The sequence below is a fragment of the Haladaptatus sp. W1 genome (assembly GCF_001723155.1).
Lineage (GTDB): Archaea > Halobacteriota > Halobacteria > Halobacteriales > Haladaptataceae > Haladaptatus > Haladaptatus paucihalophilus.
Genome location: NZ_MEIH01000293.1, coordinates 85,462 through 92,670 on the forward strand (window position 1 = coordinate 85,462; position 7,209 = coordinate 92,670).

Annotated in this window: 8 protein-coding genes; 5 read left to right on the plus strand and 3 right to left on the minus strand. The window is 61.0% G+C overall.

Translation table 11 applies throughout. The features are described from left to right. Nucleotides 1-155: 155 nt before the first annotated feature. The 3 genes from BG842_RS14480 to BG842_RS14490 are packed head-to-tail and all read left to right on the plus strand — an operon-like array spanning nt 156 to nt 3,505. Entirely contained in the window at nt 156-1,439 is a 1,284-nt protein-coding gene (locus BG842_RS14480; protein WP_069451284.1) for an extracellular solute-binding protein, read from the plus strand. A gap of 9 nt (nt 1,440-1,448) precedes the next feature. Continuing rightward, nucleotides 1,449-2,441 carry a carbohydrate ABC transporter permease gene (locus tag BG842_RS14485; protein ID WP_069451285.1) on the plus strand — a complete coding sequence of 331 codons (993 nt, stop codon included), beginning with the start codon at nt 1,449-1,451 and terminating at the stop codon, nt 2,439-2,441. Next, the gene (locus tag BG842_RS14490; RefSeq protein WP_069451286.1) at nt 2,438-3,505 is read left to right on the plus strand and encodes a sugar ABC transporter permease; all 1,068 of its coding nucleotides are present in this window, start codon (nt 2,438-2,440) and stop codon (nt 3,503-3,505) included. The genes BG842_RS14485 and BG842_RS14490 overlap by 4 nt, the downstream gene beginning before the upstream one ends. Here BG842_RS14490 and BG842_RS14495 read toward each other — a convergent pair. Then, nucleotides 3,463-3,813 carry a hypothetical protein gene (locus BG842_RS14495; RefSeq protein WP_254663179.1) on the minus strand — a complete coding sequence of 117 codons (351 nt, stop codon included), beginning with the start codon at nt 3,811-3,813 and terminating at the stop codon, nt 3,463-3,465. The two genes, BG842_RS14490 and BG842_RS14495, sit on opposite strands and share 43 nt — an antisense overlap. Nucleotides 3,814-3,826: 13 nt before the next feature. Further along, nucleotides 3,827-4,510: a cyclase family protein gene (locus BG842_RS14500; protein WP_069451287.1), complete on the minus strand. Its 684-nt coding sequence runs from the start codon at nt 4,508-4,510 to the stop codon at nt 3,827-3,829. Between the two features lie 150 nt (nt 4,511-4,660). On the opposite strand from BG842_RS14500, the gene BG842_RS14505 reads away from it, so the two are divergent. Then, on the plus strand, nt 4,661-6,136 hold the full coding sequence (locus BG842_RS14505) for an ATPase domain-containing protein (protein WP_069451288.1): 1,476 nt from the start codon (nt 4,661-4,663) through the stop codon (nt 6,134-6,136). Continuing rightward, the gene (locus tag BG842_RS14510) at nt 6,129-6,509 is read left to right on the plus strand and encodes a two-component system response regulator (protein ID WP_069449183.1); all 381 of its coding nucleotides are present in this window, start codon (nt 6,129-6,131) and stop codon (nt 6,507-6,509) included. The genes BG842_RS14505 and BG842_RS14510 overlap by 8 nt, the downstream gene beginning before the upstream one ends. Before the next feature lie 477 nt (nt 6,510-6,986). Here the strand turns inward: BG842_RS14510 and BG842_RS14515 are convergent. After that, a partial coding sequence (locus tag BG842_RS14515) for a DUF6293 family protein (protein ID WP_254663180.1) occupies nt 6,987-7,209 on the minus strand: 223 nt, incomplete at its 5' end.

Here is a 7,209-nt window from a genome sequence, read left to right on the forward strand (position 1 = left end):
TCCCATCGCGCCAAATCTGTGATGGAATATTTCATACCACTTTTAGGCGGCAAAATCGACCGCCTAACTGCTTCTCTCGAATATGTCGATTCAAAAACGACACGAAAATCCCTAACGGTTAAATACGTGAAGTCATATTTCATAACGGATAACTCATGTCGTACCCACGGCGGAAATTCCTACAGACAGGCGGTGCACTGGCCGGTATCACCCTCGCGGGTTGTATCAGTGTGAACGACGACGACAAGGACGCGAGCGGCGAGGAAACGTCGAACGGCGACGGAGACGGTGGCGACGGCAACGGCGGGAACGACCAGACGAACGGCGGGACCGCACAGCTCTGGCACTCGCGTCCGAAGGGACCGAAAAAGAGTCTCGAAGCGAACGTGAAGGCGTTCCACGAGAAGACCGGCGACTCGATACAACTCTCCGAAATTTCGGACCTGCAGAAGACCATCGAGAACAAACTCCCCGCCGGGAAGGGACCGCACATGTTCCAGTGGGCCCACGATTGGGTCGGCGAGTACCAACTCGCAGGGTTCCTCTCGGACCAGAGTGACAAGCTTTCGGTCGACCCAGAATCGACGTACACCAACGCGGCGGCACGGGCGGTCCAGTTCAACGGCGAGACGCTCGGCCTGCCGTACGCCGCGGAGACGGTCGCGCTGCTCTACAACAAGGACATGGTGGACGAACCGCCAGAGACGGTGAGCGAGATGCAGTCCATCATGGACGAGCACCACGACCCGGCGAACGGAAAGTACGGCCTCTCGTACCCTATCGACCCCTACTTCATCAGCGGCTATGCGCAAGCGTTCGGCGGCTTCTATTACGACGAGAAGAAGGACGAACTCGGTCTCACGAAACCGGAGACGCTCAAGGGCTTCCGGTTCGTGCGCGACGAACTGGCGAAATACTCGCCGAAAGACCAGAAGTACGACCCGCAGGCCGCCGTGTTCAACGAGGGCAACGCCCCGTTCGCCATCAACGGCCCGTGGTACCTCGGCACCGTCCGGGACGCCGGTCTGGACGTCGGCGTCGCTCCGTTACCGAAACCGAAGGGTGGCGAGCCCAAACCGTACACCGGCGTCAAGATGTGGTACTTCGCCAAGAAAATGAACGAGGGTGGCAAGAACGCCACGGCCGGTCGGAAGTTCGCCGAGTGGCACACCACGAACACCGACCTCCTCCTCGGACTCGCCGAGGACCACGGCTTCATCCCGGTCCACAAGGATCTCGCGGGAAGCGACGACCTCCCGGCCGCGGTCAAAGGCTTCTCCGAATCCGTCACTATGGGTGAACCCATGCCGACCGCCCCGCACATGAACAAGGTGTGGGACCCCGTGAAAAACGCCTTCCTCAAGGTGCTCAAAGGCAAGCAGGACGCCAAACCGGCCTTCGAAGAGGCGGAAACGACCATCAAGCAGAACTGGGAATAAGGCCTCGCAATGAGTATTCGCTCGACGTTCACACGCGGCGCGCAAGCGCTGGAAAACCCCGTGTTCGACCGGGACGACCTGCCCCTACTACTGGTACTGCCGGGGCTGTTTCTGTTCTCGGCGTTCATGTTCTATCCCATCCTCTACTCGGTGTACCTGTCGTTCACGGACGCGACGAACCTGACGCTGTTCACGAACAGTTTCTCGTTCGTCGGCTTCGAGAACTACGCGAACGTGCTGTTCGGCGCGCCGCACTTCAAGCTGGTCCTCTTCGGGTTCAGCACAACCCTCCCGCTCAACGAGGGCTTTTGGAACTCGATGGGTATCTCGTGGCTCTTCGTCGCCACCAGCGTCTCGCTCAAGGTCGCGCTGAGCATCGGCATCGCGCTCGTGCTGACCAACCCCTACGTCATCGGTCGGCGCTACATGCGCTCGCTCATCATCATCCCGATGGGGCTTCCCACCATCTTCACCATCACCGTCTGGCGCGGTATCTTCAGCAACGCCCGGTACGGGTTGGCGAATCAGGTGTTGAATGGACTCCACCTCCAGCCGATACTGTGGCTCGACCAGCGCTGGACGGCGCTTCTGGCCTACAACATCACCGAGGCGTGGTTGGCCTACCCGTTCATGGTCATCATCATCGTCAGCGCGCTCCAGGACGTCCCCGAGGAACTCCACGACGCGGCGATGGTTGACGGCGCGGGCTTCTTCAACCGATTCCTGCACGTCACGCTCCCGTCCATCAAACGCCCCGTCCTCTTCGCGTCGATTCTGACGGCGGCGGCGTCGTTCCAGCAGTTCCTCATCCCGTACGTGATGAACAAGGGCGGTCCGCTCCGCCAGAACGAACTGCTCATCGTGTACGGCTACCGCGAGGCGTTCCGCTTCGACAAGTACGGCAAAGGGGCCGCAATCATGACCGCGACGCTCGTCGTCATCAGCGGCTTCATGTTCCTGAACGTCAAACGCGGCCGCCTCGCCGAGGGGGTGGACGAATGAGCGACGGCATCCTCGGCGGGTTCGCGGACGACGTTCGACACGCCCTCGGCGCACCGGCTCGCACCCTCGAATCGGTTCGGTACACCGTCGTCGGCCTTCGGACCGGCGAGGTGTCGCCGCGTCTCGTCGCGGCGAAACTCCTCGCCACCGCGTTCGCGCTGCTGATGGTCGGCGCGTTGCTGTTCCCCATCTACTGGATTTTCCTCGCCTCGCTCTCGGGAAGCGGCGGGTCGCTCTACAGTTCGAGCGGCATCCATCTCCTTCCGAAGAAACCCTCGTTCGACGCGTACCTCTGGGTGCTCGGCGGGATGGAGATTCCGAGCTACACCGTCGCTATCCACCTGTTCGGGACGGAAATCGCGTTGCACACGCCCGGCGTCTCGACCACGGTGAACTGCGCGCGCTTCGACGGCTGTTCGGAGTTCCCGCTGTTCCTCTGGAACAGCTTCACCGTCGCGGTGCCGACCGTCATCCTGACGATGGCCATCGTTATTCCGGCGGCCTACGCGCTCTCGCGCCGGAAGTTCCTCTTCCGGTCGAAGGTGCTCTACCTGTACGTCCTGTTCACCCAAATCGGCGGCGGGCTCGGCGTGGCGGCGCTCATCGCGCTCTACGCCACGTTTGTCCAGTTCGGCCTCGACAACAGCAAACTGGCGCTGGCGGCCTACTACGCGGCGACGGCCGTCCCGTTCAACACGTGGCTGTTGAAGACCTACATGGACAACATCCCGACCTCATACGAGGAGGCCGCGATGATGGACGGAGCTCCCTCGTGGCGCATCGTCTGGGAGATAATCATCCCGCTGTCGAAGGCGGGGCTGGCGACGGTGCTCGTCTTCAGTTTCCTCACCGGCTGGACGGAGTTCATCGTCGCGCAACTCCTGCTCAGCACGAGCAAGTACACCCTTCCCGTGGGCCTGTACAGCCTCGTCGGGCAGTACTCGACGCCGTGGGCGCGGTTCTCGGCCTTCGCGCTGACGTTCGCCACGCCCATTGTGCTCGTGTACCTGTTCGCCCAGCGCTACATCGAGAGCGGGCTCTCGTTCGGCGGCATGGAAGGCTGACCGGACGAGAGCGGGCTTTCGACGTTTTTCTCCGTTCTTCGGTTCAAAATCAGTTCTCGCCATTCGCTTTCGGACTCCTCGGCGTTTGCACCGTCGGCAGGTTTCAACTCGTCCTCGACGCCGGGCTTCCACTCCTCTACGAGGAGGCAGAGTCCGGCGAACACGGCCAAAAAGAGCATCGCCGTACCGAGCGCCTCCCCACCCGTCACGCCGACGGCGATGGCTCCGAGAAACGAGGCGCAGACGAGCAACAGGAGGACGATGAGGTTCAGTCGAATTCGGAAGGCGTCATCCCTGAACCCCGACATTTTCGATCGGGATTCAATCTGTCGGTTCGTCAGTTCGTCCCGCTCCGCTCTCCTCTTCCCAGCACTCCGCAACCGCTCGAATCGGCGAGCCGTCCGCGTCTTCCACTGCCAGCGGAAACGCCGAAAGCCGGAATCGACGCGGAAGGCCGTCCAGGTTCGTCAGGTTCTCAACGATGAGGTGGTCCGTGCCGAGGAGTTCGTGGTGGGCAGGCACGCCGTCGGGTTCGTCGTCTCTCGCGTTCTCGGTCGGCGTGGGGTCCACGTTGAGGGCGTCGATGGCGACGTGGTAGTCGCGGTCGGCGCACCACGCCGCCGCGTCGGCCGTGAGATACGGGTGGTCGAAGTAGGCGTCCGTCCCCCAGTGGTCGTCCCATCCGGTGTGGAAGACGAGCAACTCGTCGTCCGTCGGGTCGGGCAGATCGGCCCGTTCGATGGGTTCGCGCGGCGCTTTGTCGCGGACGTCGATGCGGAGGGCGTCGAAGGCGAACGTCTCGACGGGAAACGAATCGAGGGTTCGACCGTCGGGTTCGGTGTGACTCGGCGCATCGACGTGCGTCCCGCTGTGGGTTCCGAGTTCGAGTCGGGTGACGCGGTAGCCGTCCTCGTCGTGCGTCGCGTGCTGGGTGCGTTCGACCGTCGGGTCGCCGGGGTACACCGTTGTCGCGGGGGTCAGGGGATGGGTACAATCGCGGAGCATCCTCACCCAGTTTTCGCATCGTCGCGGTAAAGTCCCGCCGCTCGCGTTTTCACTTAAATCCCTGTATAACTACCACTCGCCCCTTCGATTACGGATTCCGTGTTTCGATAGAAATATACCGCGAGGATAGATATTTATAGCAACGCGCGCATGAGTGATTCAAATCTGACAAAAATATCGACCGGAACACCGGGTCTCGACGAGATTCTACGCGGGGGGTTTATCGCGGAACGAAGCTATCTCCTTCGTGGCGACCCGGGGACGGGGAAGACGATTCTCGGGATGAAGTATCTCACCGCCGGTGTCGAGTCGGACGAGACGGTGTTGTTCGTCAATCTCGAGGAGTCAGAAGACGACATCCGCGACAACGCTTCGACGCTTGATATCGACCTTTCGGACGTACACTTTCTCGATTTGAGCCCGGATTCGGACGTATTCGTGGACGAGCAATCCTACGACATCTTCACGCCGAGCGAGGTCGAACAGGAACCGCTCACGCAGGCGATAACCGAGCGCGTCGAATCCATCGACCCCGACCGGGTGTTCATCGACCCGCTCACTCGTCTTCGCCATCTCACGTCCGACGAGTACCAGTTCCGAAAGCAGGTCATCGCGTTCATGCACTACCTGAAAGAGCAGGGCGCGACGGTCCTGTTCACGTCCCAACACAGCGACGAGTCGTCCGACGACGACCTGCAGTACATGACAGACGGCACTATCGAACTCGAACACTCCGCGTACGCTCGCACCATCAGCGTGCCGAAGTTCCGCGGGTCGTCGGTCAACGAGGGTGACCACGCAATGCGCATTACGGACGGGGGTATCGCGGTGTTTCCGGAACTGAACCCCGCAAATCACTCCGGGGAGTTCGAGTTGGAATCCATCTCCTCCGGCGTCCCGGGGGTGGACCAACTCCTTCACGGCGGCTTTGAGCGCGGCACCATCACCATCCTCAGCGGTCCGACCGGCGTCGGGAAGACGACCGTCGGAACGCAGTTCATGAAGGAGGCCGCCGGGCGGGGAGAACGCTCCGTCATGTACATGTTCGAGGAGACGCTGGAGACGTTCCGCGAACGGAGCGAGAACATCAACATCCCGGTTCGGCAGATGGAAGAACAGGGGTCGCTCTCCGTCGAGGAGATGAAACCCCTCGACTGCTCGGCGACCGAGTTCGCCCACCGTGTTCGAACGGACGTCGAGGAGAACGACACCAGTATCGTCATGATAGACGGTATCGACGGCTACAAACTGTCGCTCCGGGACGACGACGACCGCGTGCTGGTCCGCAAACTCCACACCCTCTGTCGGTATCTGAAGAACATGGGTATCACCGTCATTCTGGTGGACGAAATCGACACCGTGACCGGCGAATTTCAGGCGACGGAGGCGGGAATCAGCTATCTCGCCGACAATATCGTTTTCCTTCGGCATCTCGAAGTTTCCGGCGAGATGCGCAAGGCCATCGGCGTGCTGAAAAAACGAACCAGCGACTTCGAACGGATGCTCCGCGAGTTCCAGATCACGGAACACGGTCTCAAAGTCGGCGAACCGCTGACCGAACTCAGCGGCGTTCTCTCCGGCTCTCCTGAGTTGGCACGGGAACGTTCGGAGTCGGCCAATGAGTGAGGCGGCCCTCATCCTCGCGCTGGGAAAACGGGAGCGAAACCTCGAACTCCTCGCCGACCTCCTCAAAAACGGCGGCTACGACGTCGAAATCGCGACCAGCATGGACGAGTTCGACGCCCTGCTCGAACAGTGTGACGACGTTGCCCTCGCCGTTTTGGACGTGGACGGCTTCACCGAGGACATCTGGAAGCGCTGTGAACAACTCAACGACCGCGATATTCCCATGCTCGTCCTCGCGGCGCAGATTCCGCCCGCGATGCGCCAAAAGGCGGTCAGCCGAGGTGCACAGACCATCCTCGAAAAGCCGGTCGATAAGGCGGACTTGCAGGCGACGATACGCGGTCTGATGGAATACATCCGCATGAACCGCTAACCTGAACGGGACTTCCGAGATACCGCCGAGTTTCGAAGATTTCTGTTTTGCCTTCTCTTGCGTCGGGCCTATTTTGCTCCCGTCGCTCGGAGCTGTGGGTTCGGCGGCCGTCGAAGGAGAGTAGATGACGATGCGTACGCGCCCCACCGGGAACCATGGGGCAGCATGGGACCACTGGGCGGCGAGGGCCGAAGCGGGTCGTCGGGGAGACGACCGCGGGGGATGGCTGTCGGTAGAACCGAACAGCCGGGGCGGCGAGGGCCGAAGCGGGTCGTCAGGGGAGACGACCGTGGAGGGTGGGTGTGATGGGGCGCTACGTCGTCATCGATTAGTTCTTCTGGGATAGATAATTCAGTTCTACCATGTGACTGTCGATAGTATTGCAACTCACCATACTATCGATACTCACGACCCTGTTTCAACTCACTATCCGATTCTAACTCGTAACACTACCTCGCCGTCGTTCGATTTCCGTCGTTACAGTTTGTGTCGGAACGCACGCAGCACGTCGTGGCCGGTTTCGGTCAGCGTCACCTGCTTTTGTCGTCCGACCTTTCTAACTTCGATGTAGCCGTCGCGTTCCAGCGGGTCGACGATGTTCGCGTTCAGCAGGGCGAACTTCGCCTTGTCGTTCGCCGGGTTACTGTCGGCGATGAACGACAACTCTTCGTCCTCGGCGTAGCTGATGAGGTCCTTTTCT

Coding starts and splice junctions, on each gene's coding strand:
- BG842_RS14480 (WP_069451284.1), top strand. CDS start 156: ATGTCGTACCCACGGCGGAAATTCCTACAGACAGGCGGTGCACTGGCC.
- BG842_RS14485 (WP_069451285.1), top strand. CDS start 1,449: ATGAGTATTCGCTCGACGTTCACACGCGGCGCGCAAGCGCTGGAAAAC.
- BG842_RS14490 (WP_069451286.1), top strand. CDS start 2,438: ATGAGCGACGGCATCCTCGGCGGGTTCGCGGACGACGTTCGACACGCC.
- BG842_RS14495 (WP_254663179.1), bottom strand. CDS start 3,813: ATGTCGGGGTTCAGGGATGACGCCTTCCGAATTCGACTGAACCTCATC.
- BG842_RS14500 (WP_069451287.1), bottom strand. CDS start 4,510: ATGCTCCGCGATTGTACCCATCCCCTGACCCCCGCGACAACGGTGTAC.
- BG842_RS14505 (WP_069451288.1), top strand. CDS start 4,661: ATGAGTGATTCAAATCTGACAAAAATATCGACCGGAACACCGGGTCTC.
- BG842_RS14510 (WP_069449183.1), top strand. CDS start 6,129: ATGAGTGAGGCGGCCCTCATCCTCGCGCTGGGAAAACGGGAGCGAAAC.